Origin of the sequence: Sphingomonas sp., from assembly GCF_019635455.1 — a bacterium.
Taxonomy (GTDB): Bacteria; Pseudomonadota; Alphaproteobacteria; order Sphingomonadales; family Sphingomonadaceae; genus Sphingomonas.
The window spans coordinates 109,090-134,630 of record NZ_JAHBZJ010000009.1 but is presented as its reverse complement, the minus strand read 5'-3'; the positions used below and the strand labels follow the sequence as shown (position 1 = coordinate 134,630).

Annotated in this window: 29 protein-coding genes; 9 read left to right on the top strand and 20 right to left on the bottom strand. The window is 67.1% G+C overall.

The features are described 5' to 3' along the window. Positions 1 to 6: 6 nt before the first annotated feature. On the bottom strand, positions 7 to 1,776 hold the full coding sequence (locus tag KF783_RS12070) for a DUF4153 domain-containing protein (protein WP_294079676.1): 1,770 nt from the start codon (positions 1,774 to 1,776) through the stop codon (positions 7 to 9). 127 nt (positions 1,777 to 1,903) lie between these two features. Here KF783_RS12070 and KF783_RS12065 point away from each other — a divergent pair, with 127 nt between their 5' ends. Genes KF783_RS12065 through KF783_RS12050 form a run of 4 tightly spaced genes read left to right on the top strand, consistent with a single transcriptional unit; the run spans position 1,904 to position 5,760 of the window. Continuing rightward, complete coding sequence (locus KF783_RS12065; RefSeq protein ID WP_294079674.1) at positions 1,904 to 3,049, top strand: DUF3089 domain-containing protein; 1,146 nt, start codon at positions 1,904 to 1,906, stop codon at positions 3,047 to 3,049. Continuing rightward, positions 3,046 to 3,507 carry a Holliday junction resolvase RuvX gene (ruvX, locus tag KF783_RS12060; protein WP_294079672.1) on the top strand — a complete coding sequence of 154 codons (462 nt, stop codon included), beginning with the start codon at positions 3,046 to 3,048 and terminating at the stop codon, positions 3,505 to 3,507. The genes KF783_RS12065 and ruvX overlap by 4 nt, the downstream gene beginning before the upstream one ends. A 55-nt stretch (positions 3,508 to 3,562) precedes the next feature. Next, the gene (locus KF783_RS12055; RefSeq protein WP_294079670.1) at positions 3,563 to 4,555 is read left to right on the top strand and encodes an aspartate carbamoyltransferase catalytic subunit; all 993 of its coding nucleotides are present in this window, start codon (positions 3,563 to 3,565) and stop codon (positions 4,553 to 4,555) included. Next, positions 4,552 to 5,760, top strand: a complete 1,209-nt coding sequence (locus KF783_RS12050; RefSeq protein WP_294079668.1) for an amidohydrolase family protein — start codon at positions 4,552 to 4,554, stop codon at positions 5,758 to 5,760. Before KF783_RS12055 ends, KF783_RS12050 begins: the two co-directional genes overlap by 4 nt. On the opposite strand, the gene KF783_RS12045 is transcribed toward KF783_RS12050, so the two are convergent. From KF783_RS12045 to KF783_RS12035, 3 genes are read right to left on the bottom strand one after another with little or no spacing between them, the layout of a single operon-like run. After that, the gene (locus KF783_RS12045; RefSeq protein ID WP_294079666.1) at positions 5,761 to 7,137 is read right to left on the bottom strand and encodes an SPOR domain-containing protein; all 1,377 of its coding nucleotides are present in this window, start codon (positions 7,135 to 7,137) and stop codon (positions 5,761 to 5,763) included. It lies immediately after the preceding gene. Positions 7,138 to 7,154: 17 nt separating this feature from the next. Further along, positions 7,155 to 7,706, bottom strand: a complete 552-nt coding sequence (locus KF783_RS12040) for a hypothetical protein (protein WP_294079664.1) — start codon at positions 7,704 to 7,706, stop codon at positions 7,155 to 7,157. Beyond that, positions 7,706 to 8,419, bottom strand: a complete 714-nt coding sequence (locus KF783_RS12035; RefSeq protein ID WP_294079663.1) for a ParA family protein — start codon at positions 8,417 to 8,419, stop codon at positions 7,706 to 7,708. The genes KF783_RS12040 and KF783_RS12035 overlap by 1 nt, the downstream gene beginning before the upstream one ends. 179 nt (positions 8,420 to 8,598) lie before the next feature. Between KF783_RS12035 and KF783_RS12030 the strand changes: the two genes are divergently transcribed. Beyond that, complete coding sequence (locus tag KF783_RS12030) at positions 8,599 to 9,615, top strand: SPOR domain-containing protein (protein WP_294079661.1); 1,017 nt, start codon at positions 8,599 to 8,601, stop codon at positions 9,613 to 9,615. A gap of 73 nt (positions 9,616 to 9,688) precedes the next feature. Here the strand turns inward: KF783_RS12030 and KF783_RS12025 are convergent, their stop codons facing one another. Both KF783_RS12025 and rpmE read right to left on the bottom strand, forming a co-directional pair. Beyond that, positions 9,689 to 10,018, bottom strand: coding sequence for a PilZ domain-containing protein (locus KF783_RS12025; RefSeq protein ID WP_294079659.1), 330 nt, complete (start codon positions 10,016 to 10,018; stop codon positions 9,689 to 9,691). A 57-nt stretch (positions 10,019 to 10,075) separates the two neighbouring features. Beyond that, entirely contained in the window at positions 10,076 to 10,306 is a 231-nt protein-coding gene (gene rpmE / locus KF783_RS12020; protein ID WP_294079657.1) for a 50S ribosomal protein L31, read from the bottom strand. Positions 10,307 to 10,477: 171 nt separating this feature from the next. Between rpmE and KF783_RS12015 the strand changes: the two genes are divergently transcribed. Beyond that, positions 10,478 to 10,945, top strand: a complete 468-nt coding sequence (locus tag KF783_RS12015) for a hypothetical protein (protein ID WP_294079655.1) — start codon at positions 10,478 to 10,480, stop codon at positions 10,943 to 10,945. Here the strand turns inward: KF783_RS12015 and fabZ are convergent. From fabZ to pyrH, 9 genes are all read right to left on the bottom strand, one after another. Beyond that, positions 10,911 to 11,333 carry a 3-hydroxyacyl-ACP dehydratase FabZ gene (fabZ, locus tag KF783_RS12010; RefSeq protein ID WP_294079771.1) on the bottom strand — a complete coding sequence of 141 codons (423 nt, stop codon included), beginning with the start codon at positions 11,331 to 11,333 and terminating at the stop codon, positions 10,911 to 10,913. The genes KF783_RS12015 and fabZ overlap by 35 nt on opposite strands. 53 nt (positions 11,334 to 11,386) lie before the next feature. Continuing rightward, entirely contained in the window at positions 11,387 to 12,004 is a 618-nt protein-coding gene (locus tag KF783_RS12005) for an OmpH family outer membrane protein (protein ID WP_294079653.1), read from the bottom strand. Continuing rightward, a complete protein-coding gene (gene bamA / locus KF783_RS12000) occupies positions 12,004 to 14,790 on the bottom strand; it encodes an outer membrane protein assembly factor BamA (protein WP_294079651.1) in 2,787 nt (928 codons plus the stop codon). Before bamA ends, KF783_RS12005 begins: the two co-directional genes overlap by 1 nt. Positions 14,791 to 14,860: 70 nt before the next feature. Beyond that, complete coding sequence (locus tag KF783_RS11995; RefSeq protein WP_294079648.1) at positions 14,861 to 15,994, bottom strand: M50 family metallopeptidase; 1,134 nt, start codon at positions 15,992 to 15,994, stop codon at positions 14,861 to 14,863. Continuing rightward, the gene (locus tag KF783_RS11990) at positions 15,991 to 17,148 is read right to left on the bottom strand and encodes a 1-deoxy-D-xylulose-5-phosphate reductoisomerase (protein ID WP_294079646.1); all 1,158 of its coding nucleotides are present in this window, start codon (positions 17,146 to 17,148) and stop codon (positions 15,991 to 15,993) included. The genes KF783_RS11995 and KF783_RS11990 overlap by 4 nt, the downstream gene beginning before the upstream one ends. Then, complete coding sequence (locus KF783_RS11985) at positions 17,145 to 17,927, bottom strand: phosphatidate cytidylyltransferase (RefSeq protein ID WP_294079644.1); 783 nt, start codon at positions 17,925 to 17,927, stop codon at positions 17,145 to 17,147. The genes KF783_RS11990 and KF783_RS11985 overlap by 4 nt, the downstream gene beginning before the upstream one ends. Further along, positions 17,924 to 18,652: an isoprenyl transferase gene (locus KF783_RS11980; protein ID WP_294079642.1), complete on the bottom strand. Its 729-nt coding sequence runs from the start codon at positions 18,650 to 18,652 to the stop codon at positions 17,924 to 17,926. Before KF783_RS11980 ends, KF783_RS11985 begins: the two co-directional genes overlap by 4 nt. Before the next feature lie 132 nt (positions 18,653 to 18,784). Then, positions 18,785 to 19,342, bottom strand: coding sequence for a ribosome recycling factor (frr, locus tag KF783_RS11975; RefSeq protein ID WP_294079640.1), 558 nt, complete (start codon positions 19,340 to 19,342; stop codon positions 18,785 to 18,787). A 14-nt stretch (positions 19,343 to 19,356) separates the two neighbouring features. Further along, positions 19,357 to 20,088, bottom strand: coding sequence for a UMP kinase (pyrH, locus tag KF783_RS11970; RefSeq protein WP_294079639.1), 732 nt, complete (start codon positions 20,086 to 20,088; stop codon positions 19,357 to 19,359). A gap of 189 nt (positions 20,089 to 20,277) precedes the next feature. Between pyrH and KF783_RS11965 the strand changes: the two genes are divergently transcribed. Together KF783_RS11965 and KF783_RS11960 are read left to right on the top strand one after the other, a co-directional pair. Continuing rightward, on the top strand, positions 20,278 to 20,493 hold the full coding sequence (locus KF783_RS11965) for a hypothetical protein (protein WP_294079638.1): 216 nt from the start codon (positions 20,278 to 20,280) through the stop codon (positions 20,491 to 20,493). An 84-nt stretch (positions 20,494 to 20,577) separates the two neighbouring features. Then, entirely contained in the window at positions 20,578 to 20,787 is a 210-nt protein-coding gene (locus KF783_RS11960) for a hypothetical protein (protein WP_294079637.1), read from the top strand. A gap of 47 nt (positions 20,788 to 20,834) precedes the next feature. Here KF783_RS11960 and KF783_RS11955 read toward each other — a convergent pair whose 3' ends face one another. The 3 genes from KF783_RS11955 to rpsB form a co-directional block, all read right to left on the bottom strand. Beyond that, positions 20,835 to 21,539 (bottom strand): TonB-dependent receptor, encoded by a 705-nt coding sequence (locus KF783_RS11955; protein ID WP_294079635.1) that lies wholly within the window; start codon positions 21,537 to 21,539, stop codon positions 20,835 to 20,837. Positions 21,540 to 21,677: 138 nt separating this feature from the next. Continuing rightward, complete coding sequence (gene tsf / locus KF783_RS11950) at positions 21,678 to 22,610, bottom strand: translation elongation factor Ts (RefSeq protein ID WP_294079633.1); 933 nt, start codon at positions 22,608 to 22,610, stop codon at positions 21,678 to 21,680. Between the two features lie 99 nt (positions 22,611 to 22,709). Next, positions 22,710 to 23,531 (bottom strand): 30S ribosomal protein S2, encoded by an 822-nt coding sequence (gene rpsB, locus KF783_RS11945; RefSeq protein ID WP_294079629.1) that lies wholly within the window; start codon positions 23,529 to 23,531, stop codon positions 22,710 to 22,712. 279 nt (positions 23,532 to 23,810) lie between these two features. Between rpsB and KF783_RS11940 the strand changes: the two genes are divergently transcribed. Next, positions 23,811 to 24,029 (top strand): hypothetical protein, encoded by a 219-nt coding sequence (locus KF783_RS11940; RefSeq protein ID WP_294079627.1) that lies wholly within the window; start codon positions 23,811 to 23,813, stop codon positions 24,027 to 24,029. On the opposite strand, the gene KF783_RS11935 is transcribed toward KF783_RS11940, so the two are convergent. Both KF783_RS11935 and KF783_RS11930 read right to left on the bottom strand, forming a co-directional pair. Further along, positions 23,971 to 24,768: a phosphatidylcholine/phosphatidylserine synthase gene (locus KF783_RS11935; RefSeq protein ID WP_294079624.1), complete on the bottom strand. Its 798-nt coding sequence runs from the start codon at positions 24,766 to 24,768 to the stop codon at positions 23,971 to 23,973. The genes KF783_RS11940 and KF783_RS11935 overlap by 59 nt on opposite strands. Continuing rightward, positions 24,765 to 25,496 carry a phosphatidylserine decarboxylase gene (locus KF783_RS11930; protein ID WP_294079621.1) on the bottom strand — a complete coding sequence of 244 codons (732 nt, stop codon included), beginning with the start codon at positions 25,494 to 25,496 and terminating at the stop codon, positions 24,765 to 24,767. The genes KF783_RS11935 and KF783_RS11930 overlap by 4 nt, the downstream gene beginning before the upstream one ends. Positions 25,497 to 25,541 lie beyond the last annotated feature (45 nt).

The following is a 25,541-nucleotide window of genomic DNA, read 5'->3' as shown; positions in this document are numbered from 1 at the left end:
GCGGGCTTATTCGAACGGATCGCCCACGGGGACGCCGCCGACGAACACCTGCTGGCGCGGTACGGTGCGGATTTCCACCTTCCCGTCGCGATATCCGCTTCGAATGGCCGCGCGATCACCGTCGGGTCGCTGTCCCGGATCGCCCGGATCGCGCGGCTTCCACTGCCCCGCGGTCTCGACCAGATGGATCGGCCTGCCACAGTCGCGGTCGATTCGGATCGCGACCGGCGCGGAGGGCGACGCCTGATCCGGCACGGTGAAGCAATCGTCCCTCAGCGCGATCGCCCGGCGCGCGCCTTCGGCGTACAGAAGCGTGCATCCGCCCTCACCCGCGCCGCATGCGCCGGGATCGATCAACGCCTCTTTCAGCGCGATGGGAACCGTCACCGCGCGGGGCAGGACGCGCAGCCTCTTTTCCAGCGCGGCGATACGCGGGACCGGATCGGGCGTCACGGCGTCGATATCCCAGCGCCTTGGCTTGCGTTCGATATCGGCAGCGATCCGTCGAATCTCCGGGTTGGCGGAGGATTTGAGCCGCCGCAACGCCGCCCGCCCCGGCGCGCCAAAGTCAAAGGCGAGCGCCGCCCAGTCGAACCGGTCGGGCGCGACCTTGCCCGATTGCAGGCGCGCGACCTGATCGCGGGTCGAAATCGCGTTGAAGCTCAGCAGCGGTGTGGCAAGCAACAGCGTCACGCCGCACACGATCATCGCCAGCATCAGGTTCGCCGGCCGCACCCGCTCCGCCCAGCGCCACCGCCCGCGAATGACGCAGACCAGATAGGCAGTCGCCACCACACAGGCCAGCACGACAAACGTGAGCGCCCACAGCCGTTCGGGCGTATAGCCATATTGCCCGATCCGCAGCCGCAGCGCGTAGGACGCGATCGCGGCGAGCGGCAGCATCGTCAGCGACAGCGCAAACGCCGCCCAGCGCAACACCCGGTTGCCCGACCCGTCATCCTCGCCGTCGCCGATCACCGCGTTCACCAGCAGCAACGCACCGATCAGGCACGCGAGCAGGATCGGCGTGGTCGATTTCGTCGCGTCCCAGAGCGGCTGGAGGCCGGTAAAAGGGAGCGCGAGCAGAAACAGGCCGAGGCCGAGCGCAAGCACCGGCGCCAGCACCCCGAGCACCAGCATCGCCACCTTCTGGAGCATGCGCACGATCCGCGAATGTTCGCGCAGCAGCGCGAGCCCCAGTCCGAAGGCAAGCCCGACCAGCGGACGCCAGAACCAGCCCTCCTGAAGCCAGTTGCGCAGGAAACGGATGCCGATGAGGTTGAACAGTTCCGACAGCAGGAAGCTGAGGATCACTACGATGGCGACGAACACCCAGCCAAGGCACCACAGCACCACATTCGTCCAGGCGCTATCGTGCGCGCACGGATAGGGAATCGAGCGAAAAGCGGTCGTCCGCGCCGACTGGAACAGCGGCGCGGCAATACCCAGCGCAACCGCGAGGCAGAACATGCGCCACCCCTCGCTCGCGCTCCATCCGGACGTCGGGCCGTTGAAATAGAGGATCAGCGCCGCCACGGTCCCGCCACCCAGCGCAAACAGGCCCGAACGCGGCACATCGTCACGGATCGCGACGAAGCCGAACAGAATCGCGGTGACGGTCACGAAGCTGAGCGCGGCGAGGCGGAACGCACCGATATCAGGAGCAAGGCCGTCACCGACCAGGCCATGGACGATCAGGCCGGTGGCAAGGCCGATTCCCGCCATCAACGGCGGGAACAGGCGCCAGCTGCCCTCTTCGATCGACTCACCGGTCATTGCGCCCTCCCTGCCTCTCCGTCACCTATCCTCCGTGATTGCATCCTTCGCAACCATCGCGCAGGGGAAAGCGATTGCCACGCGGCGGTTCATGTTGCACTGCACAAGAAAAGACCGGGAGAGCCTGTTGGCGCGCAAGTTCCTTTACGTCGTGGTGGTGTTGATCGTGCTCACCCTTGCCGCAGCCTTCGCCTATCGCATCTGGGGTGCCGAACTGCTGCGGCTCGGGATGATCCCGCGCGTCCGTTTCGAAGCGCAGTCCGAATTGCCGCGCGACAGCTACGCCCGACGTGAAATGTGGCTGGCGCACCCCAAAATGGCATCGGACCCGGCGCGCTGGGTCCCGGCCGGCTTCGCCGCCAATCCGGCGCCCGACGCCGCCGTGTTCTTCGTCCACCCCACCTCCTATCTCGATCGCGCGCACTGGAACGCGCCGCTGGACGACCGGGTGGCGAACGACCGTGCCGCGCTGTTCCTGCGCGGCCAGGCGAGCGCGTTCAACGGCGCCGGCGCGATCTGGGCGCCGCGTTATCGCCAGGCGACGTTCGGCGCGTTCCTGACGAGCGAGGCGGATGCGCAGATGGCGCTCGACCTCGCCTATCGCGACGTCGTCGCCGCGTTCGACCAGTTTCTGAAGGAAGCCGGCGACCGGCCGATCATCCTTGCCGGCCACAGCCAGGGCGCGCTCCACCTGACGCGGCTGCTTCGCGAACGGGTCGCGGGGAAACCGATCGCGAAACGGATCGTCGCCGCCTATGTGATCGGCTGGCCGGTATCGCGGACCACCGATCTGCCGCTGATGGGCCTGCCCGAATGCGGCAGCGCGGATACGACCGGCTGTATCCTGTCATGGCAGACGTTCGGCGAGCCGGCGGACCCGTCGCTGATCCTCGACACATTCGATGCGACCACCGGCTTCAACGGGCAGAGCCGGAAGGATACGCCGATGATCTGCACCAATCCGCTGACCGGCATGCCGGGCAGTTCGGCGCCGCGCGAGGCCAATCTGGGCAGTCTGGTCCCCGCCGCCGATCTCTCGACCGCCACGCTGGCACGCGGTGCGGTCGGCGCACGCTGTGAAGGGCGCGGCATCCTAATGATCGGCGATCCGCCGGAGGGGCTGGGCCGCGCCTATGTGCTGCCCGGCAACAATTACCATGTGTTCGACTATTCGCTGTTCTGGGCGAATGTCCGCGCCGATGCCGAGCGCCGGCTGGCGGCCTATCGCAAGCGTCAGAGCGGGTGGCTGCGCACCCTGAGGGCGCTGGGATGATTACCGGCGACCGCGCCGCGTTTCGCGCCGCCCTGCCCGATGGTGGACGCCTGCTGGGCCTCGACGTGGGAACCAGGACGATCGGAACCGCCCTGTGCGATGCCGGCTGGTCCTTCGCCAGCCCGGCGCTGCTCATCAAGCGGACGAAGTTCACCGCCGACAAGGCCGCGCTGGTCGCGATGATCGCGGCACAGGCGGTGAAGGGGCTGGTGATCGGCCTTCCGCTCAATCTCGACGGCACCGACAGCCCGCGCACCCAATCAACCCGCGCCTTTGCCCGCAATCTCGACGATCTTGGCCTGCCGATGCTGCTGTGGGACGAACGCTGGTCCACCGCCGCAGTCGAACGCCAGATGATCGCCGAAGACCTGTCGCGCGCAAAGCGGGCGGAGCGCGTCGACAAGCTGGCCGCGAGCTACATCCTGCAAGGCGCGATCGACGGGCTGGCCGGCATCTGAACCGCGTTCGCGCGCTGTTGCCATCGCCGGCCGGGAAGGCTAACCGGCGCCTTTAATGCAACCGCCGATCGACCACCGCCCCGGCGCCCAGATTCATGGGCGCGCCGTGTTCCCGCACGCGCACCTGACCGGCATTGCCGGGCTTGAGCCGCATGAAATCCTGTTCCTGCTCGATGAGGCGGAACAATGGATCGAGGCGAACCGGTCGCGCGCGAAAAGCGACCGCCGGCTTGACGGGCTGACCCAGATCAACGCCTTTTTCGAAAATTCCACCCGCACGCTGCTCAGCTTCGAGATTGCCGGCAAGCGGCTCGGCGCCGACGTGGTGAACATGCACGCCGCCCAGTCCAGCGTGAAGAAGGGCGAAACGCTGATCGACACCGCGATGACGCTGAACGCGATGCGCGCCGACGTGATCGTGATCCGTCACATGAGTTCGGGCGCCGTGCAACTGATCGCGGACAAGGTTGACTGCCCGGTGCTGAATGCCGGGGATGGCAGCCATGAACACCCGACCCAGGCGCTGCTCGACGCGCTGACCATCCGCCGGCGGCGCGGTGCGATCGCGCACCAGCGCGTGGTGATCTGTGGCGACATCCTGCACAGCCGCGTCGCCCGCTCGAACATCCTGGCGCTGACCGCGCTCGCCGCAGAGGTGCGGGTGGTCGCTCCATCGACGCTGATGCCCGCCGCGATCGATCGGCTGGGCGTCACGCCATTCACCGATTTCGACGCCGCGCTGGAGGGCGCCGATGTGGTGATGATGCTACGGCTTCAGAACGAACGGATGACCGGCGCCTATATCCCCTCGACCCGCGAATATCATCTGAACTACGGCCTCACCCAGGCGCGGCTGAAGCGCGCAAGGCCCGACGCGCTGGTGATGCATCCCGGCCCGATGAACCGGGGTGTGGAGATCGATTCGTCGGTCGCCGACATGCCGGGCCGTTCGGCGATCACCGAACAGGTCGAAATGGGCGTTGCGGTGCGGATGGCGTGTCTTGACGTGCTGACCCGGCGCGCGCGCGGCGTGGAGGGCTGGGCATGAGGCTGAGCTTCACCAATGCGCGGATCGTGTGTCCGCTCGCCGGCGAACGCCCCGGCGCGCTCCATGTCGTCGATGGCCGGATCGTGGCACAGGCGCCGGACGGTGCGGAGGCGATCGATTGTCGCGGCCGGATCCTCGCCCCCGCCCTCACCGATCTGGGGGTGTTCGCGGTGGACAAGGCCGCGTGCCGCGCCGGTGGTATCGCCCGTGTCGGCCTGATGCCCGATCAGGCGCCGGTGCTCGACGGTCCCGGTATCGTCCAGCGCGCCGCCGACATGGGCAAGCCCGAACTGTGGGTCCACCCGATCGCCGCCGCGACGCGCGGACTCGCCGGCACCGATCTTGCCGAATATGCAACCAATGCGGGTGCCGGCGCACGCGCGGTCGCGACCGGGCGCGGCTGGATCGCCGATTCGGGGGTCATGCGGCGGGTGCTCGCTTACGCCCGCGATTGCCGCCTGACGGTCATTTCCCATGCGGAGGATGGCGGGCTGGCCGGCCATGCGGTCGCGACCGAGGGTGAGGCGGCGACCCGACTGGGGCTGCCCGCCGCGCCGGCGATCGCCGAAGCGCTGGCGGTGGCGCGTGACCTGATCCTGGCCGAAGAGACCGGCGCGGCGATCCATTTTCGTCAGGTCACGACCGCCGCCGGGTTCGACCTGATCCGCGCGGCAAAGGCCCGCGGGGTGAGCGCGACCTGTGGCATCACCCCCGCGCATCTGTTGCTTTCGGACAATGCGGTGAGTGATTTCCGCACCTTTGCGCGGCTCTCCCCGCCGCTTCGCGACGAAGCGGATCGACGGGCGGCGCTCGCCGCACTGGCCGACGGCACGATCGACATCCTGTGCTCGGGCCACGACCCGCGCGGTCCGGAGGAAAAACGCCTGCCCTTCGCCGATGCGACGCCCGGCATGGCGGGTGCGGCGACGCTGCTCGCGCTGGGGCTTGGGCTGGTGCGCGACGGCCATATCGCCCTGCCGCGCCTGTTCGACCTGGTCGCGCGCGCGCCGGCGACGCTGTTGGGGATCGGGGCGGGTACGCTCGAGCCGGGGATGCCGGCCGATCTCGCCCTGATCGACGAGGGCGCGCCCTGGCAGATCGACGCGGACGCGATGCCGGGCAAGGCCGGCAACACCCCGTTCGATCGCCTGCCCGTTCAGGGCAGGGCGCTGCGCCTCTTCAAGGGCGGGATCGAGATACGCTGATCAGCGCGATGCGCGCTGTGCGCCCTTGGCCCAGCTGGCGGTGGTGTCGCCCTTGCCGGTACGGACAAAGCACTTGCCCCCGGCCGCGCGCACCTTGCCGCATACCGCGTCGGCATCGGCACGGGCGAAGCCGCCAACCGACAGGCGATGGAACGTCCCGGCCTTCGTGCTTGCCACCATGGTCGATGGGGTCAGGCCCTTCAGCACGGGCGCGCCCTTGACCGCCCGGCCCCAGGCGTCCCTGGCCACGCCGCTGCTGTCATAGGCGCCCAGCTGGACGAACCAGCTGCCCTTCGCGGGCGAGCGTGCCTCAACCTTCTCTGCCACCGGTTCGACTCGGAGCGGTCGCGCCGAACCGACGGCTTCGACCTTTGCGACGGCGACCGGCTTCACCGCGGCGGCGGGAATGGCCTGAACGATCTCCTTGCGGGGCGCGAACACGATCTGCACGCCGCTGGGCGAGGTGATCGCGGGTGCCGGCGTTTCCGCCGTCATCGCCACGTCGCCGGCCGGCGCGGGTTCGACTGCGGCGGCAACCGGCGCGGCGGGCGCCGCCGGCGTCGCGCCGGGCATATAGGCGTCGACCGGATCGGGAACCCCCTGTGCCGCCATTGCCGGCGCCATCGAACGGGCGAGCGCCAGCCGCTGGGGCTGGCCATTGTCCGCGACCGGCGTCACGCCGAGCAGGCTCGCAACCTGGTCATAGGCGTTCTGCGGCCGCGAAAAGCTGGCCCATTGCATCATGCGGTTGTCGAGCTGGTCGGGCGACAGGTCGATCGCGGCTACGGCACGCGCCTGCGGCCACTGGCCGGCCAGCGCCAGGCTCAGCGCCAGATTCTGGCGCGTCTTGGCGTCCGCACCCGGCTGGCGCGCGGCATCGGCGAGCATCGCGACCGCACCCGCCGGATCACCGGCCAGCGCGAGCGCAAGGCCGCGATCGCTCGCGGGGATCGTCGCGGCGTGGACTTCCAGAGTCTGGCGGGCATCACCCCACGCCCCGGTGGCGATCTGCGCCAGCGCCAGGTTCAGCGCGATCCGACCGTTCGCGGGATCGAGCGACAGCGCCTCGTTGAGCGCCTGCGCCGCCGACATGAATCGACCGGCGGCCAGATAGGTTTCGCCCAGCAGCTGGCGATAGGGGCCATTGGTCGGATCGAACGTCACCGCCGCTTCGGCATGGGTCACGGCGAGCTGGGCATTACCCTTCTTGAGCGCTTTCTGCGCCGCCTTGGCCTCTTCGGACGCCTTTTTGGCGTCCACTGTCTCGACCTTCGCACCGGCGATGGCGAGGCCACCGATCAGCGACGGCCCGCCGACGATCGGCATGGCGAGAACCAGGGCGGAAGCCCCGATGGTAAGGAAACGACGTGCGGTCATGGCTCAAATCCCCCTGATCAACGAGCCTTCCCGAGCGGCAGCTGGCTGACCAGCGCACCGACTTCGGGCAGAGTTTCAAGAAACGCGTCAAGCGCCTCGGTCACGAGAAGCTGGGCCGAGCGGCCGGAGACCGCCGAGGCGAGGCGCAGCTTGAGATGGCGTTCGTTGTCGAGCCGCAGCGTAAAGGCGGCCTTCCCCTTCTTCGCGGTCACTTCGCGCTTGATGCGCGCGGCGGTCGCATTGGAAACCGGCGGCTTCGGCGCCGCACTGTCCGGCTCGGGCGCGGCGGCGACCGGCTGTGGCGAATAATGCTGCTCCAGCGCCTCACGCTGCGCCACGACGGGCGGAACGGGCGCGGAAGCCGGGGCCGGTGCGGGCGGCGTCAGATGCGTCGGCGCGGGAACGGGCGGCGGTGCGTCGTCGCCCATATCGTTCCAGCCCAGATCATCGAGCGACGTGCCGGGATCGAGGCCGACAAAACCCTGGGGGCGCATCGCGGGGCGCGCCTGCCCCTTGCGGGCGAGAAGCCCGGAAGAGAGCGACGCGGCGGGCTTGGCGTTGCCGAACATCAGCTCACCACCCGGCGGCCGAAGCCACCCTGCGGACGCCCGGCGAATACCGCCTGGGGCGCGGCCGGGGCGGTGAAGACGGTGCGACGAAAATTCTTTTCCAGCCGGTCGTTGATATACGACCATAGCGCCACGACCTCACCGGCCGATTTGCCGTTGGGATCGATCTCCATCACCGTGCGCCCGTCGATCATCGACGCGGCGAAATCGGTGCGGTGATGCAGCGTGACCGGCGCAACCGTCCCGTGCTGCGACAGCGCGACCGCCGCCTCGCTGGTGATCTTCGCCTTGGGTGTCGCGGCGTTGACCACGAACAACAGCGGCTTGCCGGCACGATCGCACAGATCGACCGTGGCGCCCACGGCGCGCAGATCGTGCGGGCTGGGGCGCGTCGGAATGACGATGAGTTCGGCGACCTGGATCACGCTCTGGATCGCCATGGTGATGGCCGGGGGCGTATCGATCACCGCCAGGCGAAAGCCCTGCTGGCGAAGCACCTCCAGATCGGCGGCGAGCCGCGCGACCGTGGTCTGGGCAAAAGCGGGAAACTCCGTCTCGCGCTCGTTCCACCAATCCGACAGCGACCCCTGGGGATCGATGTCGATCAGGACGACGGGGCCGGCACCCGCGCGCTGAGCCTGCACCGCCAGGTGTCCGCTCAGCGTCGTCTTGCCCGATCCGCCTTTCTGCGATGCCATCGCCAGTACGCGCATCTACCCCTCGAAAAAATCCCGGTTACCCGATGCTGGATTGCCAGTCGGACCCTAAGAAGCCGTTAACGCCACCCGTTCGCCGCCCTGTCCCATCCTGATCTTAAGCTGTGGGTAACCATGACTTGGCCAGACGGGGGTTAGCTGGCATGATCGCCGGCGATGGGATCGGGGACTTGCGGATGAGGAAATGGACGGTCGCGGCACTGTTGGCGGGGGCCGCAGTGGCAGGCGCACCGGCGTTCGCCGATGTGAAGGCGGGGGTCGATGCCTGGCAACGGGGCGAATATGCGAAAGCGATCGCCGAATGGCGGGGGCCGGCCGTTGCCGGCGATCCCGACGCGCAGTTCAACCTCGGCCAGGCCTATCGCCTCGGTCGCGGCGTTCCCGCCGATACCGGCATGGCAGAGGAATGGTTCCGCAAGGCGGCGCTGCAAGGCCACCCGCAGGCGGAGGTCAATTACGGCCTGACCCTGTTCGAAAACGGCAAGCGGATGCAGGCGGTGCCATGGCTTGAAAAGGGCGCCGCACGCGGGGACCCGCGCGCGCAATATGTGCTGGGCGTCCAACTCTATAATGGCGACGGCGTGGCAAAGGACTGGGTTCGCGCCTATGCGCTGATCGCCCGCGCGACCGCGAAGGGGTTGCCCCAGGCCGGAAAGGCGCAGGCGCAGATGGATGGGTTCATCTCGCTTCCCGACCGGCAAAAGGCGCTGGAACTCGCCCGCCAATATGAGCGTGACGAAGGCCGCCCGCAGGTTGCGAGCGCGCCGCCGCCCGTGAAGTCGGGACCGACCCGCCCGATCGGCCGCACCGAATTGCCGCCATCGACCGCCTATCAGGCGCCCCAGACTGCGCCGGACACGCCGCCGGCGCAGGTCGCGGAGGCGCAGCCGATGCCGCCGATCGTCCGCCCCGCGCCGAAGCGCCCCGCTCCCCAGCCCGCCGCCCCGCCCCCGGCCGCCGCCGAACCGACGGCGGTCCGCGACGGGGGGTGGAAGGTTCAGCTGGGCGCGTTCGGCGAGCCGGGCAATGCGCAGAAACTGTGGGGACAGGTGGCCGGGCGCTTTCCGGGCCGCCGGGTCTTCTACGTGAAATCGGGGCGTCTGACCAAGGTTCTGGTGGGGCCGTTCGCGTCGAGCGCGGAAGCCGGCAGCGCCTGCGGCTCGCTGCGCCCCTGCGTCCCGGTGCGCGAATAGCGACGGACCGAAACGGGCAAGCGGGTTGCCGCGATCATCATGCGTCCGGCCGGACTGCCCGATGATCCGGCGATCAGCTGGCGGTGAGCGCTTCGAAATCCTCTTCGGTCAGCGCGATCTGGAATTCCAGGCCAGCCTCGAAATCGGTGGACCATACCACCCGCGCGGCCCAATGGCCGACGCGCGGCAGGGTCAGCCAGATCACGCTGTCGCGGCGCAGTTCGGAAAAGGTTTCGATCTTCGCGCCGTTCAACGACAGATCGACCACCTTGCACAGCGCGCGGTCCAGACCGCCGCGTCCCACCCGCGCGTCCAGCGACACCGGCGCGCGCGGACTGCGCCGCCGGCCGAGCACCGCGGGTTCGAATTCTGCCGTAAAGCTGCGCTTGCCCGATGAAACCATGGGGCAAGCCTAGGCTGCGATGGCTAACGGCGCGTTAACGCCGTCAGCCCCGCGCGATCACTTCTTGCCGAGCGAAAGCCCGCCAAAGCGCTTGTTGAAGCGCGCCACCTGGCCACCGGCATCCAGCAGCTGCTTGGTGCCGCCGGTCCATGCCGGATGCGCCAGCGGATCGATGTCGAGCTGCATTGTGTCGCCTTCCTTACCCCAGGTGGAGCGGGTTTCGAACACGGTGCCGTCGGTCATCTGCACCTTGATCATGTGATAGGCGGGGTGCGTGTCTTTCTTCACGGGTCAATTCCTTGAACTGAGCCGCCGGTTTCCGACCGGCAGCGGACGCGGCGCAGTACACAGGCGCGGCGCGAGAGGCAACCCCCCGGCTTTGCGCCGCCCGTTCCCCGTGACAGCCTCATCCGGGCTGGAGAGTTTCATGCCTTATCGTCCCGAGATCGCCCCTTCGACATGACCATGTCGCGATATCCGGACCTGGAGCAGCATTGTCCGCTCGCCGACCGCATCGAAACGGTGATCGACGGCAATCTGTGCCGTCAATGTCGAACGGTCGTCATCGACCTCGACTCGGTTTCGGAGGCGGAGCGGCTGCGAATTATGGCCGGCGCGAACGGCCCGCCCTGCGTCCGCTACAGCATCGCGGGCCACGCCGCAGTCGCCGCGCTGGCGGCGGCCATCGGCGCCACGCCGCTCGCCGCGCAGGATGCGCCCGCGCCGCCGCGCGTCGATGCGGCGCAGGAGTCCGAGAGCACCGTCATCGTCGGTGTGATGCGCCGCGCGACGCCTGCCGGGCGAGCGCGTTACGAACGCGACGCGCGGCGGGCGGAGCGGAGGGCGGCGAAGAAGCGCCGCGAAGCCGACAAAGCGCAGCGCGGCGATCCGGTCAGGCCGAGGGCGGATCCGCGATCATCGCGGTGAATTCGCATTCGGTGGCGAGTTCGTCGCCCAGATACGCCTTGCCCGCGAACTTGCAGATGCGCGACCGCTTCTGCACGAATTCGCATTCGAGACGTAGCAACACGCCCGGTTCGACGGGCTTGCGAAACTTCACCCCGTCGATCGACATGAAATAGACGAGCTTCCCCGATCCGGCGAGGCCCAGGCTTTCCACCGCGAGCACGCCGGCGGCCTGCGCCAGCGCCTCGACCTGCAACACGCCCGGCATGATCGGCCGGCCGGGGAAATGCCCCTGAAAGAACTGCTCGTTCATCGTCACCGCCTTGATCGCGACGATGCGATGGTCGGGGATCAGTTCCTCGACCCGATCGACGAGCAGCAAGGGGTAGCGATGCGGGAGCGCCGCCATGACCCGCCCGATATCGAGCGGACCGATCGACGCCCCCGGTTGCGCGGCCTCGCTCACCGGCCCTGCGGCTGGGTCGGGGCCGGCGCGGGCGTCTGGGCGGGCTGCTGCGGGGGCGGCGCCACCGTCTGCACGCTCGGCAGCTGCTGGTTCAGCGTGGCCAGCACCGCATCGGAAATGTCGATGCTGGTCGCGGCGAACAACAGGCTGTCCTTGGCGATCGCGAGCGAGGCGCCACGCTGCTGCGCGATCTGCTGCACGACCGGCATCATCTTCTGCGCGATCTGCTGCTGGACATATTGCACGTTGCGCTGGAACGTCTGCTGACGCTCGTTGAACTGGTTCTGCGCGGTCTGCTGCTTGGTCTGGAACGCCTGGATGCGGGTGGTGAGCGCGGCGTCCGGCTTGCCGTTGGCGGCCTTCAGCGCCGCTTGCAGCGCGTTTTCCTCGGTCTGGAGCGGCTGGCCCTGCTGCTGCGCGAAGGTGACCAGTGCCTGGCGCTGCGTCTGGAGCTGCGCATTGGCGGCCACGCACGCGGTGCAGGTCCCCATGACCTTTTCGACATCGACCACGGCGACCTTCGCGTCGGCGAGCGCCTGGGCGGCGGCGGTACCCGCGCCGAGCGAGGCGCCGGCAAGAGCCAGCGAGGCGAGAATGAACTTGGTATTACGCATCAGAAGGAAGTCCCTACGTTGAAGCTGAAGAGTTTGTCGTCGTCGCCCCTCTGCTTGAGGAAGGCGTAGGCCAGATCGAGGCGCAGCGGCCCGAACGGCGAATTCCAGTTCGCGCCGATGCCGACCGAGAGGCGCGGCTTGGGCGAATTGCCCAGGAACCGTTCTAGGAACGGATCGGTCTGGACATAATAGGCCGTGTTGATCGACGTGCCGGAACAGGCACCGCCCAGGGTCGAGGAATAACCGACCGAACAGGTGGTCAGCGCACCCGGCGCGGTCACGTCGGTGGACGGGACGACGTAAATCGGACGGCCCGACGAATCATATTGCGGCGTCTGGATCGGCAACAGCGAGGGCGATCCATCGGCATTGTAGAGCAGGTTCCCCGATCCGTCGGTCGCCTGGGCGAAGGCGGCGGTCTTGTTCGGGCGCGTCACGCCCCAGTTCGCACCCGCCATCACATAGATTGACGGACGGATGCCCATTTCACGCGCGCCGGCGCCAAGCGGGATCTCCAGCTCGATCTTGCCCAGATAATAGGCGCGGCCGCCGATCGCGTCGCTGTAGATCTGGTTCTTGTCGGTGATCAGCGTCTGATCGCCGCCCGCCACCGTGCCGGTATAGCCCACGCGTTCGATGCGCGGACCGACGCCGCGAATGTCGAAGCCGCGGAACTGCGGCTCGCCCAGGAAGAAACGGTCGGTCAGGCGAACCGGATCGATACCCGCACCGGGGCTCTTTTCCAGGCTGTGGATATAGCCGCCCTCGGCGCCCGCCGACAGCACCCAGCCGCCACCGATATTCCAGTATTTATCGCCGTCGAAGCGCGCGCGCAGATATTTGACGTCGCCGCCAAGCCCCGCGAAATCGCCGCCGACCACCAGCCGCTGGCCGGCGGTGGGATGCAGGCGGCTGTTCAGGCTGTCATAGATCAGCGACACGCCGACCGCAGAGGTCCAGCGCTTGCCCAGCGCCTCGCAAAGGTAGCGCCCCGCCTTGAGCGGATCGCAGGCCCCGTTGGTGAAGAAGGTCGCCTCGTCCAGCGTCACCGAATCATGGGTGAGCGAATAGCGCAGCGAACCCGTCCAATATTCGGTCAACGGAACGCCCGCGACCAGCTGGCCGCCGGTCGATACCTGATCGTAAGTCGTGCGCCGATCGCTGCCGACATAGTTGAACGAGTTATAGTCGCGGCGGAACAGGGTGCCGCCCAGCGCGATGTTCTGATCGAACAGATACGGCTCGGTAAAGCCGACCTCGACCGACTTGGAATAGCTCGAATAATCGGCCGACAGGCGCAGATCCTGGCCCTTGCCGCGGAAATTGCGCTGGCGGATCGATCCCTGGAAGATGAACCGTTCGAGGCTGGAGAACCCGGCCGACAGGGTCAGTTCGCCGGTCGATTTCTCCTCGACATTGGCGGTCAGGATCACGCGATCGGGCGACGAGCCTTCCTTCTGCTCGATCTCGAACTTGTCCTGGAAATAGCCGAGCGAATTGATGCGGTCCTGCGACCGCTTGATCAGGAAGGTGTTGAACGCGTCGCCCTCGGCCAGGCGCATTTCGCGCCGGATCACCTTGTCCTGCGTCTGGGTGTTGCCGGTAATGTCGATCCGCTCGACATAGGTGCGCTTGGCCTCGGCGATGTTGAAGTTGATCGTCATCGTCAACTTCTCGCGATCGCGCCGGAATTCCGGGTTCACATCGGCAAAGGCATAGCCGCGCGATCCCGCCGCCTCGGACAGCGAATCGACCGTGTCCTCGACCATCTTGGCGTTGTACCAATCCCCTTCCTTCACCGGCAGACGCGCGGCCAGCGCCTTGTCGTCAAAGTCGCGAATGTCGCTGTCGACGGTGACGGGACCGAATTTGTAGCGCGGCCCCTCCTCGACGACATAGGTGATGATGAAATCCTTCTTGTCCGGGGTCAGCTCGGCAACCGCCGAAACGACGCGGAAATCGGCATAGCCCTCGGTCAGGTAGAATTGCCGCAGCTTCTGCTGGTCATAGGCCAGCCGGTCCTGATCATAGCTGGTGTTCGAGCTGAAGATGCTGGTGATGCGCGACTGTTTCGTCACCATCTCGCCGCGCAGCTTGCTGTCGGAAAACACCTCGTTGCCGATGATGTTGATCTGGCGGACCTTCGACTTGGGTCCTTCGCGGATTTCGAAGACGATATCGACGCGATTCTGGTCCAGGCTGACCATCTTCGGCTCGACGGTCGCGGCGAAGCGGCCCTGCCGGCGATACAGTTCGACGATGCGCGCCACGTCCGCGCGCACGGCGGTACGCGTGAACATCTGACGCGGGGCGAGCTTGATCTCCTTGGTGATCTTCTCGTCCTTCAGGCGCTTGTTGCCTTCCAGGATGACACGGTTGATCACCGGATTTTCGCGCACGCGCAGGACGATGTTGCCGGTTTCGACGCCCTCGATCGTCACGTCGGCGATCAGGTCGCTCGACAGCACGTCGCGGATCGCCTGGTCCAGGCTCTCGGTCGTGTAGGGAACGCCGGCCCGCAGCTTGGTGTAGGACAGGACCGTTTCCGGCTCCAGCCGCTGGGTCCCTTCGACGCGCAGCGTTTTGATCCGCGGCGCGGTGTCGGGAACGACCGGCGCGGCCTCGGCCACTGGCTCGGGCGCGGCGCGGGTGGGCTGGGCCATCCGCTGCGGCTGCTGCCGGCGCTGTGCCTCGGCAGAGCCGATCACCCCGGACAGGATGGTCCCGGCGAGCAGCAGGGCGGTGGCGCGGGCGCCGAATTTGGAAAGCTTGTTCGAATTCACCATCCCACCCCAAAGCCGGATACGATTTTAGTTGGCCGAAACGCAGGCCGCTGCACGCCCTGCCTCAACCGCGTCAGCCGATCAACCCGGCCAGATTTCTCCAGACGCCAAACGCGCCCAGATCGTTGAACGTTACCAGGAGCATCAGCGCCAGGATCGCCACCATCCCGCCGCGAAACGCCCATTCCATCACATCGGGGCCGACGGGCTTCCGCCGCACCGCTTCCACCGCATAGAACAGAAGATGGCCGCCATCCAGCACTGGAACTGGCAGCAGGTTAATGAACCCCAGATTTATCGACACGAACGCGATCAGCATCACGAACGCCGCCGGCCCGAGCGCGAAGACGTCGCCGGAAACCTGCGCGATTCGCAACGGGCCGCCCAGTTCGTTGACCGATCGCCGACCGGTGATGATCTGCCCCAGCCCGTCCAGCGTACCCTGGACGATGCGGACCGTTTCGCGCACCCCGTGGATCGGCGCTTGCAGCAGCGGCACCGGGGTCAGCTCGATCGGGCCGGAACGGACGCCCAGCACGCCCAGGCGATAGATATTGCCGAACCGGTCCCGCTCCTGCCGCTCACCCGTGCTCACATCGATCACCAGATCGCGTCCATCGCGGCGGACGCCAACCGGGATGAGCTCGTGCGGGCGCATCATCACATATTGCGAAACCTCGCGAAAATTCGCCATCGGCCTGCCGCCGAGCGTCACGATGCGATCGCCCGCGTTCAGCCCGGCGACCGCAGCGGGGCTACCGCGATCAACCTCACCGATCGTCGCGCCACCGCTGGGCGCGCCGACGATCATCCCGAACCCCGCCAGGATCAGGATCGCGACGAGGAAATTCGTGACCGGCCCGGCCGCAACGACGATCGCGCGCTGCCATACCGGCTTTGCCTGAAAGGTTTGCGCCCGTTCGGCCGCCGGCAAGGCGAGCCATTCGGCGCTGGGCTGCCCGGCCGGGTTCATGTCGCCCGCGAATTTCACATAGCCGCCAAGCGGCAGCCAGCCGAACTTCCACCGCGTGCCGCGCTTGTCGGTAAAGCCCGCCACCTCGCGTCCGAAGCCGATCGAAAAGGCGTCCGCCTTGATCCCGAACCAGCGTCCCGCGAAATAATGGCCCAGCTCGTGTACGAACACGAGCGGCCCGATCATCAGCAGGAACGCGAGCACATAGAGAAAGAAACCGGGGCTTTCGGTCAAACGACGCAATCCTTCACACGCTCGCCCGCGATCCTGCGCCCCTCCGCATCGATCGCCAACACCTGATCGAGCGTTTCCGGCGCAGCCGGGTCATAGCGATCGAGCGTATCCGCGACGATTGCGGCAATTTCAAGAAAGCCCGCCCGCCCCGCCAGAAACGCGGCGACCGCGACCTCGTTCGCCGCGTTCAGGATCGCCGGGCGCGCGCCGCCGGCCGCCAGCGCCTCGCGTGCCAGTCTGAGACAGGGAAAGCGATCATAATCGGGCGCTTCGAAATCGAGCCGGCCGATCGTGGCGAGATCGAGGCGCTGGCACGGCGTTTCCATCCGCGCCGGCCATGCCAGGGCATGCGCGATCGGAATGCGCATGTCCGGCGCGCCAAGCTGTGCGAGCACCGATCCGTCGATATATTCGACCATCGAATGGACCACCGACTGGGGATGGACGATCACGTCCAGCTGATCGACGGTCACCGGGAACAGGTGAAACGCCTCGATCAGTTCCAGTCCCTTGTTCATCATCGTCGCCGAATCGACGCTGATCTTCGCGCCCATCGACCAATTGGGGTGCGCCACCGCCTGTTCCGGGGTGATCCCGCGCATCGCGTCAAGGCTGCGTTCGCGAAACGGGCCGCCGCTGGCCGTCAGGATGATGCGCCCGATCCGCTCCGCATTGGCCGGTTCCAGGCACTGAAAGATCGCATTATGCTCGGAATCGACCGGCAACAGCGTGGCGCCATGGCGGGCGACCGCGTCGGTCACGACGTCCCCCGCCGAAACCAGCGATTCCTTGTTCGCCAGTGCGATGGTGCCGCCCTGCTGCACCGCCGCCAGTACCGGCTTCAGCCCGGCGGTTCCGACGATCGCCGCCATCGTCCAGTCGGCGCCCATCGCCGCCGCCTCGCACACCGCCTGCCCGCCGCCCGCCGCCTCGACCGTCGTTCCCGCCAGCGCATCGCGCAACGCGGGAAGGCAGGTTTCGTCCGCCACCACTGCCCGTTTCGCGCCCACCCGGCGCGCGGCATCAGCAAGTCGCTCGACATCGCAATTGGCCGTCAGGGCCAGCACCTCGAACCCGTCGGGATCGCGCGCGATCAGGTCGAGCGTCGATGTCCCGACCGATCCGGTGGCGCCCAGGATGGAAACCGTCCTCATCGCACCGCCAGCATCAGCACCAGAAACGCCGCCGCCGGTGCGACCGGCACCAGCCCGTCGAGCCGGTCCAGCACGCCGCCATGGCCGGGCAGCAGGTTGCCCGAATCCTTGACCCCCGCGCGCCGCTTCAGCCAGCTTTCGACCAGGTCGCCGCCCTGCGCCATCATCGCCAGCACGGGGGTCGCGAATACGAGCGGCCAGGCCAGTCCCCATCGGGTCAGGATCAGGGCGAACAGCGTTGCCGCCGCCACGCCGCCGATAAAGCCCGCCCAGGTCTTGTTGGGGCTGACGCGCGGCATCAGCTTGGGTCCGCCGATCGAACGCCCTGCGAAATAGGCGCCGATATCGGTCGCCCATACCAGCGCCATCGCCCAAAAGGCGAGCAGCAGCCCGGCCTCCTGCGCGCGCAGGAACACCAGCGCCAGCACCGGCAGGCCGACATAGGCCGCGCCCAGCCCCAGCGCGCCGTTGCGGGTGACGATCGCGATGAAGAACCCGGCTCCGGCGATCAGTCCCAGCACCAGGAAGCCGGGACCGGCAGCAAGCGGCGACAGGATCGCGAGCGGCACCATCAGCGCATATTGCGCGAGCCGGGATTGCCCGCGCTCCGCCCCGTGCAGCCCGCCCCATTCGCCGATCATCACCAATCCCGCGACGGTGAGGAGCAGCCAGAACACGAATCCGCCGAGCCACAATGCCGTCGCCGCCACCGCGATCAGCGCCACGCCGACGACGGCGCGTACCGGCAGGTCGGCATTGCGGGGCTTCGCGTCGCTCACAGGCCGCCGAACCTGCGTTCGCGCCGCCCGAACTGCGCGATCGCCGCCGCCAGGGCGTCGCCGTCGAAATCGGGCCACAGCGTATCGACGAACAGCAATTCGGCATAGGCCGCCTGCCACAGCAGGAAATTGGACAGCCGCTGTTCGCCCGACGTACGAATGAGCAGGTCCAGCGGCGGCAGGCCATGGGTGGTCAACGCGCCGTCGAACATCGCCTCGTCAATGGCTTCCGGGCGGATCTCGCCCGCCTTCGCCTGCGCCGCAAGCGTCCGGGCGGCCGCGACGATCTCTGCCTGCGCGCCGTAATTGAGCGCGATGACCAGCGTCGCGCCCGCATTGTCCGCCGTCCGCGCGATCGCCTCATCGATCATCGCGACCAGATCGGGGGACAGCGCGCGATAGTCGCCGATCACCCGCAACCGCACCCCTTCGGCGACCAGTTCGTCCAGCTCGTTCTTCAGGAAATGGCGTAACAGGCCCATCAGGTCCCGGACCTCATCCTCCGGCCGCCGCCAGTTCTCAGACGAAAAGGCGTAGAGGGTCAGCACCTCGATCCCCAGCGCGCGTGCGGCCCTGGACACGCGGCGCACCGCATCCACGCCGCGCTTGTGGCCGGCGATGCGCGGCAGGTGCCGGGCCTTTGCCCAGCGCCCGTTCCCGTCCATGATGATCGCTACATGGCGGGGAACCGGTGCATGGCTTGCGGGAGAGGGGTCGGACGCCATGGGTTCACCCGCACGACGCGCGTCGGACGGGCATGGCCGCGATCCGGTCCGGTCGGTCAGACCGGGATGCGGCGCGCGCGCGCACGACGGCGGGCATGGCGCGAACACGGACCCGATCGAGGCCAAGGCCCCTCACTTGCCAAGGATTTCCTTTTCCTTCGCCGCCGCCGCCGCATCGATGTCGGCGATGGTCGCGTCGGTCAGCTTCTGCACCTCGGTCTCGTGGCGCTTGCGCTCGTCCTCGGAATAGACGCCCTTCTTCTCGTCGGTCTTCAGGCTGTCATTGCCGTCCCGGCGCACGTTGCGCGCGGCGATCCGCGCCTTTTCCGCATATTGCCCGGCGAGCTTCGCCAGTTCCTTGCGCCGCTCCTCGGTCAGGTCCGGGATCGGCAGGCGCAGCGTCTGGCCGTCATTGATCGGGTTCAGGCCCAGCCCGGCCGACCGGATCGCCTTTTCGACGGGGCCGACATTGGATTTGTCCCACACCTGCACCGACAGCATGCGCGGCTCGGGCGCGGACACCGTCGCGACCTGGTTGAGCGGCATGTGCGCGCCATAGACCTCGACCGTCACCGGATCGAGCAGCGTGGTGCTGGCCCGACCGGTCCGCAGTCCGGCCAGATCGTGCTTCAGCGCTTCGACGGCGCCGTTCATTCGACGCTCGAGATCGGCCTTGTCATAGGCGGCCATAGTTCAGGTTCCTCTTATGCGTATTCGGGTTCGTTGCTCACGATCGTGGAGGCGCCCTCGCCGCCCAGCACGGCCTCAAGATTGCCGTCCTCGCGGATGTTGAACACCACGATCGGGATATTGTTGTCACGGCACAGTGCCACCGCGGTCGCGTCCATCACCTTCAGATTGTCGGCAAGCACGCGGTCAAAGCTCAGCGCGTCGTAGCGGGTCGCGTCGGCGACCTTTTTCGGATCGGCGTTATACACGCCATCGACGCTCGTTCCCTTGAACAAGGCGTCGCAATTCATCTCCGCCGCGCGCAACGCCGCCGTCGTATCGGTGGTGAAGAAGGGCAGGCCCGTCCCCGCGGCGAAAATCACGACGCGCCCCTTTTCCATATGCCGTTCGGCACGGCGGCGGATATAGGGTTCGCACACGCTCGCCATCGGGATCGCCGACTGGACACGCGTATGAACGCCCAGCTTTTCCAGCGCATTCTGCATCGCCAGCGCGTTCATCACCGTCGCGAGCATGCCCATATAATCGGCGCTGGCGCGTTCGAAACCGGCCGCCGCGCCGGCCAGCCCGCGAAAGATGTTGCCGCCGCCGACCACCATGCAGATTTCGTATCCGGCTTCCTTGGCCGCCTTCACCTCACGTGCGACGCGCGCGCAGGTGCCGGGATCGATGCCGAACTGCCCCTGCCCCATCAGCACTTCGCCGGACAGTTTGAGGAGGATGCGTTTGAAGCGCGGCACAGTCATGGAGCCCTTGATTCTGTTGCGATTGGGGAAGCGCGCGAACCTTAGATGCGGCTCGGGCGAAAGCCAAGTGGCGAAGCGGCCGACGCGACGCGGGCGAGCGCTCTCGATGAGACGGGTGTAAGCCGCCGCGCCAATCTGATAAGAAGCGCCGGGTAACCCATCCTCCCGAACAGATGGCGGCCAGCTTTCATGCTCTCGACTGCGACGAGACCCGAACTTCTGATCCCCGCGCTCGCGCTTGTCGCGCTGTTCGTGGTTTCCTGGATCTGGCGCCGTCTCGCCGAACGCGCCCGACGGGAACGGCGACAGGTGCGCCGCCGCCGTTCCATCGCCTATGCCAAGGCATGGGATTTCGTGATGCGGCGCAAGGCGCATCTGCGGCTCGAACATCATCGCGACGAATAAACCGTTATATTCCGCGCATTAGCGGGCCGATGCGGGGACACCGCCCGCGCAACCTGCCCGCGCACACGATCGAGGAACGCGCCGATGCCCACCCATGCCCAGCTGTCCGCGAAGCTGCTGCGCGACGCCGCAACCTTCTTCCGAAATGTCGCCGCACAAAACCCCGACATCGCCGCGCAGATGAACGACAATGCCGCCGTGTACGATCAGATCGCCGAACGGGTCGAGTTCGACCCGTTGGGTGAATTGGCGATCGACGAATCGCCCTCCGACGCTGCCGATCGCGACGATTAGGAGCCGGAGCGAAGCTGCACCGCGCGAATGCCGCCGGTCGGCCGCGCTCAGGGACGGGGGACGATGACCAGCTTGTAGGGGATGTAGAGCATCACCGCGGACGGTCCGGCGCGGGTCCACAATACCGGCATGTTCAGCCCCTCGATCGTGACCGCATAGCCGGCACCCATCCGTTCCGCGAGCGCGCGCGCATCGATCATGACCGCGTCCGCGATCTGGAGCCGGTATTTGTCCGGGCCGACGATCGACAGCGATGGATCGCCGCTCACGTCCATCTGTGCGCGACCCACCTCCGGCACGGCATCGACATAGGTTTCGATCCGCTTTTCGGCGGTCGTTCCGCTTTCCGCGCCGCCAAGCGGGGCCTTGACCAGAAACACCACCTTCTGACTGTCGGGGCGGTTGTCGTTCGACAGGGTCACGTCGTCCAGATTGGCTGCGGTCAGCGGGGTCAGGATATAGTCGCCATAGGCGAGCTGCACGCCGTGCCGTTCGGCCAGCGCGATCGCGCGGGCAAGCATCTGGCGGATCTCCACCGCGCGCTGCTTTGGGTCGCGGGTGTCGCCGCGAATCACCACCTCCTGCACCAGGAAGTCGGCGGTGCGACGCAGGCCGACGGCGGGCATGTCGCGCTGATAGTCGTCCTGTTCGACGCGGCTGCCGGTCACGATGATCTCCTGCGATTGGAGATCCTGCGCGGCGACGGGCATCGCTCCGCACAATGCCGCCAGGAGCAATACAGCCTTCATCATCGCTCTCTCCCCATCCGTCCGCGAACCTCTGCCCCCTCGATCGCCAAGTCAATCCGGCGTGCGGCGCCGGCGGCGGCACAAAAAAGGGCGCAGCCATCGCTGGCCGCGCCCTTTTCCATTCCGGTCCGAAAACGCGCCTTAGCGGGTAAGGCCCGCCGTCGCCGCCACTTCCGCGGCGAAATCGCTTTCTTCCTTCTCGATGCCTTCGCCGAGCTGGAAGCGGACATAGTCCTTCAGCGTGATCGTCGCGCCGGCGTCCTTGCCCGCCTTGGCGATGACGTCGGCGACCGGGGTCTTGCCGTCCATCACAAAGGGCTGGCTCAGCAGCGCGTTTTCCTTGGCGAACTTCTTCACCGCGCCCTCGACCATCTTTTCGATGATGTCGGCCGGCTTGCCGCTCTCCGCCGCCTTTTCACGGCCGATCGCACGCTCGCGCTCCAGCACCTCGGGGTCCAGGCCGCTTTCGTCCAGCGCCAGCGGGAACGCCGCGGCGATGTGCATCGCCAGTTGCTTGCCCAGCGGCTCGAGCACATCGACGCCCGCGTCGCTCTCCAGCGCGACGAGCACGCCGATCTTGCCCAGGCCCGGGGCCGCCGCATTGTGGACGTACGGGATTACCGCGCCGTTGGTCACTTCGACCTTCTTCGCGCGACGCAGCACCTGGTTCTCGCCGATCGTCGAGATGTTGGCGGTCAGCACGTCCTCGACGGTGCCGCCATCGGACAGCTTCGCCGCCTTCAGCGCGTCGATATTGTCGATGCCCTGTTCCAGCGCGACGGCGGTGACGTCACGGACGAAGCCCTGGAAAATCTCGTTCTTCGCGACGAAGTCGGTCTGCGAGTTGACCTCGACGGCCACGCCCTTGGTGCCGGCGACGGCAACGCCGACCAGTCCCTCGGCCGCGGTGCGGCTCGACTTCTTGGCGGCGGCGGCAAGCCCCTTGGCGCGCAGCCAGTCGGCCGCCGCCTCGATGTCGCCATTGCTCTCGGCAAGCGCCTTCTTGCAATCCATCATGCCGGCGCCGCTCTTTTCGCGCAGTTCCTTGACGGCTGCTGCAGTGATCTCGGCCATGTTCCTGTTCCTCAAATTAAATCGATTTGCGTCGAATATGGTGCGGGCGGAGCAATGCGAAAACGCCCTGCCCCGCCCCCATTACGTCCGGATGACGGTTCAGGCGTCGATCTGACGCTCACCCTCGGCAGCGGTTTCCGGCTCGCTCGCGGCGGCCGGCGCTTCCGGCTCGGCAACCGCCTGCTCGACCGGCGGCTCTTCGGCAGCGCCAAAGTCCTGGCCGCTCATCACCGCGGCGTCGCGGTTGCCGCGGGTCGCGGCGATCGCCACCGCTTCGCAATACAGGCGGATCGCGCGGCTCGCGTCGTCATTGGCCGGAACCGGGAACGCGATGCCATCGGGCGAGACGTTGGTGTCGAGGATCGCGACCACCGGAATGCCCAGCGTGTTCGCTTCCTTGATCGCCAGCTCTTCCTTGTTGGCGTCGATCACGAACATGATGTCCGGAATGCCGCCCAGATCGCGGATGCCGCCCAGCGACAGTTCGAGCTTGTCGCGCTCGCGGGTCAGGTTCAGCACTTCCTTCTTGGTCAGGCCGTGCGTGTCGCCCGACAGCTGCTCTTCCAGCGTCTTGAGGCGGCGGATCGACTGCGAGATCGTCTTCCAGTTGGTGAGCATGCCGCCCAGCCAGCGGTGGTTGACGAAATGCTGGCCCGACTTGCGCGCCGCATCCGCGATCGCTTCCTGCGCCTGGCGCTTGGTGCCGACGAACAGCACCTTGCCGCCGGCCGCGACCGTCGAGCTGATGAAATCCAGCGCGCGCGCGAACAGCGGCACGGTCTGCGACAGATCGATGATGTGGACGCCGTTGCGATCGCCAAAGATGTACGGCTTCATCTTCGGATTCCAGCGATGGGTCTGGTGGCCGAAGTGAGCGCCCGATTCGAGCAGCTGCTGCATGGAGACGACGGGTGCCGCCATAGGGATGATTCCTTCCGGTTGAGCCTCTGGGAAGCGAGTGACCCCGGCCGCTTTCGGCCGTGGCACCGGGTTATGTTGCTTCCCATGCGGGGTTGAGGGCGCGCCTTTAGTCGAAAGCGCATCACGACGCAAGAGAACAAAGGTGGAAAATAGGGCTTGACGAATGGAACGTTAGCGGAACATAACAGGCTCACACCGCGGACAGGGAACCACTGTTCGACTCAGGCGTCGTAATCCGTCGGGATTCCAGTCGCTTGATGGAATTCTCGGGAGGTAGACATGTTCGCTTTGGTTGCCGCTTCGCTGTTCTCAGCCGCCTTCGCCGCCTCGGCCTTCGCCATCTGGACGACGATCGCGCCACGCATCGGCTATATGCGCATGCTGCTGACCGGGGAAACGGTGCCGGTGCTACAGCCGGCGCGCGCCGCGCGCGTGCGGTTCAGCTCGCGTCCGGCGGGGCGACCGGCGGCTGCGGCGCGGCTGCGCGCTGCGGCTTGAGGCTGCGGCGATAGGCACGCAGGCTGAAGGGCAGCGTGGCAAGATAACCGATGCAGATGACGGTCAGCGTCTGCCAGGGCGCGGTGACCAGCGCGGCCAGCGCGATCACCAGCACGACCAGCGCCTCGAACCGGACGTGCCGGCGCAGGCGCAGCGACTTCCATGAATAGGTCGCGATACTCGACACCATGAGCAGCCCGACGAACGCGACCCAGGGGGTCACGATCCATGGCGATCGCGCGACCGGCTCTTCGCTCCACAGCCAGATATAGATGGGCAGCATCGCCAGCGCCGCACCGGCCGGCGCGGGAATGCCGGTCAGATATCCGGCGAGCTTGCGCGGCTGATCCGCCTTGTCGATCTGGGCATTGAACCGGGCGAGGCGCAGCGCGCAGAACACCGCATAGAGCAATGCGACGATCCAGCCGATTTTCGGCACATACATCAGCGACCACAGATACAGGATCAACGCCGGCGCCACGCCGAACGAAATCGCGTCGGACAGGCTGTCCAGTTCCGCCCCGAAGCGGGTTTCGCCCCGGATCATGCGGGCGATCTGGCCGTCGATCCCGTCCAGCGCGCCGGCGATCATGATCATCAGTACCGCACGTTCCCATTCGCCGCCAATGGCGAACCGCACGCCGGTCAGCCCGGAACACAGCGCCAGCGCGGTGACCGCATTCGGGGCGATGGCGCGAAGCGGAATGCCACGGCGAAGCGGACGCGGCCGCGCCCTCACTGGGCGACGCCCTCCGCCGCCGTTCCGCCTCTACGTCCGATCAGCGTCTCCCCGGCGATACACCGCTGGCCGAGTGCGACCTGCGCGGCATAATCGTCGGGCAGATAGACGTCGACGCGGCTCCCGAACCGGATGAGGCCAAAGCGCTGTCCGGCGACCACCATGTCGCCCGGCTTCACAAAGGTGACGATCCGCCGCGCCACCAGCCCGGCGATCTGGGTGAAGCCGACCCGCATGCCGTCCGCGCCCTCGACCACGAAATGCTGCCGCTCATTCTCCTCGCTCGCCTTGTCCAGATCGGCGTTCAGGAACTTGCCCGCGATATAGACGACCTGACGGATCGTGCCGGTAATCGGCGTGCGGTTGATGTGGACGTCGAACACGCTCATGAAGATCGAAACGCGCACCAGCGGGTTTTCGCCCAACCCCTCGGCTCCCGAAATCTCGCGCGGCACCGGCACCCGTTCGATCATCGTGACGAGACCGTCGGCGGGCGATACGATCAGCCCTCCCCCCTGCGGCGTCACGCGCACCGGATCGCGGAAGAACGCCGCGACCCACACCGTCAGTCCGATCAGGAAAAAGCCAAGCTCGTCCCAGATCGCGAACAGGAACAGCAGCGTGATCGCCGCCGAGATCAGGACATATTTGCGCCCTTCCGGATGGATCGCGGGAAACCGCCATTTGACGGTGGTGGTGGTGACGGGCGGCTTGTCGAGTGAAGGCATGGGTGCGGTCTAGCTGTGCGCTCCGCATGACACAACACGCGATGG

What these genes read in the sequence shown, in the direction of transcription:
- KF783_RS12070 (WP_294079676.1), bottom strand. Translation starts at nt 1,776, where the DNA reads ATGACCGGTGAGTCGATCGAAGAGGGCAGCTGGCGCCTGTTCCCGCCG.
- ruvX (WP_294079672.1), top strand. Translation starts at nt 3,046, where the DNA reads ATGATTACCGGCGACCGCGCCGCGTTTCGCGCCGCCCTGCCCGATGGT.
- KF783_RS12055 (WP_294079670.1), top strand. Translation starts at nt 3,563, where the DNA reads ATGCAACCGCCGATCGACCACCGCCCCGGCGCCCAGATTCATGGGCGC.
- KF783_RS12050 (WP_294079668.1), top strand. Translation starts at nt 4,552, where the DNA reads ATGAGGCTGAGCTTCACCAATGCGCGGATCGTGTGTCCGCTCGCCGGC.
- KF783_RS12045 (WP_294079666.1), bottom strand. Translation starts at nt 7,137, where the DNA reads ATGACCGCACGTCGTTTCCTTACCATCGGGGCTTCCGCCCTGGTTCTC.
- KF783_RS12040 (WP_294079664.1), bottom strand. Translation starts at nt 7,706, where the DNA reads ATGTTCGGCAACGCCAAGCCCGCCGCGTCGCTCTCTTCCGGGCTTCTC.
- KF783_RS12035 (WP_294079663.1), bottom strand. Translation starts at nt 8,419, where the DNA reads ATGCGCGTACTGGCGATGGCATCGCAGAAAGGCGGATCGGGCAAGACG.
- KF783_RS12030 (WP_294079661.1), top strand. Translation starts at nt 8,599, where the DNA reads ATGAGGAAATGGACGGTCGCGGCACTGTTGGCGGGGGCCGCAGTGGCA.
- KF783_RS12025 (WP_294079659.1), bottom strand. Translation starts at nt 10,018, where the DNA reads ATGGTTTCATCGGGCAAGCGCAGCTTTACGGCAGAATTCGAACCCGCG.
- KF783_RS12015 (WP_294079655.1), top strand. Translation starts at nt 10,478, where the DNA reads ATGACCATGTCGCGATATCCGGACCTGGAGCAGCATTGTCCGCTCGCC.
- fabZ (WP_294079771.1), bottom strand. Translation starts at nt 11,333, where the DNA reads ATGGCGGCGCTCCCGCATCGCTACCCCTTGCTGCTCGTCGATCGGGTC.
- KF783_RS12005 (WP_294079653.1), bottom strand. Translation starts at nt 12,004, where the DNA reads ATGCGTAATACCAAGTTCATTCTCGCCTCGCTGGCTCTTGCCGGCGCC.
- bamA (WP_294079651.1), bottom strand. Translation starts at nt 14,790, where the DNA reads ATGGTGAATTCGAACAAGCTTTCCAAATTCGGCGCCCGCGCCACCGCC.
- KF783_RS11990 (WP_294079646.1), bottom strand. Translation starts at nt 17,148, where the DNA reads ATGAGGACGGTTTCCATCCTGGGCGCCACCGGATCGGTCGGGACATCG.
- KF783_RS11980 (WP_294079642.1), bottom strand. Translation starts at nt 18,652, where the DNA reads ATGGCGTCCGACCCCTCTCCCGCAAGCCATGCACCGGTTCCCCGCCAT.
- frr (WP_294079640.1), bottom strand. Translation starts at nt 19,342, where the DNA reads ATGGCCGCCTATGACAAGGCCGATCTCGAGCGTCGAATGAACGGCGCC.
- pyrH (WP_294079639.1), bottom strand. Translation starts at nt 20,088, where the DNA reads ATGACTGTGCCGCGCTTCAAACGCATCCTCCTCAAACTGTCCGGCGAA.
- KF783_RS11965 (WP_294079638.1), top strand. Translation starts at nt 20,278, where the DNA reads ATGCTCTCGACTGCGACGAGACCCGAACTTCTGATCCCCGCGCTCGCG.
- KF783_RS11960 (WP_294079637.1), top strand. Translation starts at nt 20,578, where the DNA reads ATGCCCACCCATGCCCAGCTGTCCGCGAAGCTGCTGCGCGACGCCGCA.
- KF783_RS11955 (WP_294079635.1), bottom strand. Translation starts at nt 21,539, where the DNA reads ATGATGAAGGCTGTATTGCTCCTGGCGGCATTGTGCGGAGCGATGCCC.
- tsf (WP_294079633.1), bottom strand. Translation starts at nt 22,610, where the DNA reads ATGGCCGAGATCACTGCAGCAGCCGTCAAGGAACTGCGCGAAAAGAGC.
- rpsB (WP_294079629.1), bottom strand. Translation starts at nt 23,531, where the DNA reads ATGGCGGCACCCGTCGTCTCCATGCAGCAGCTGCTCGAATCGGGCGCT.
- KF783_RS11940 (WP_294079627.1), top strand. Translation starts at nt 23,811, where the DNA reads ATGTTCGCTTTGGTTGCCGCTTCGCTGTTCTCAGCCGCCTTCGCCGCC.
- KF783_RS11930 (WP_294079621.1), bottom strand. Translation starts at nt 25,496, where the DNA reads ATGCCTTCACTCGACAAGCCGCCCGTCACCACCACCACCGTCAAATGG.